This window comes from Aeromicrobium phragmitis, from assembly GCF_003674095.1.
GTDB lineage: Bacteria > Actinomycetota > Actinomycetes > Propionibacteriales > Nocardioidaceae > Aeromicrobium > Aeromicrobium phragmitis.
The window spans coordinates 1-285 of sequence record NZ_RDBF01000304.1 but is presented as its reverse complement, the minus strand read 5'-3'; the positions used below and the strand labels follow the sequence as shown (position 1 = coordinate 285).

1 protein-coding gene is annotated in these 285 nt (G+C 68.4%); it reads right to left on the bottom strand.

What is annotated here, in order from left to right; translation table 11 throughout:
* Nucleotides 1-285 (bottom strand): hypothetical protein (locus D9V41_RS18210; RefSeq protein ID WP_208006959.1); only part of this gene is annotated, 285 nt, incomplete at both ends.

Here is a 285-nt window from a genome sequence, read left to right as displayed (position 1 = left end):
TCGCCTCAGCGTCGGCACGGGCATAGTCGGCCTGCGCCTGCGCGGAGAGATCGTCGGCGCGGTTCCAGGTCTCGTTCGCCTGGGCGGCGTCCGCGTCACCGGGCTCTTCGGAGGCGAAGTCCGCCGCACTCTTGACCTTGGAGGTCATCGCGCTCGCTGCGTCGCTCGCAGTCTCGGTGACCTTGTCGCTCACGGTGCTCGCGACGTCCGCGGCCTTGTGACCAGCATCAGAAGCGGCATCGCGAGCGACGTTCTGCACGGTGTCGACCGTGCTCTGCACCGGTT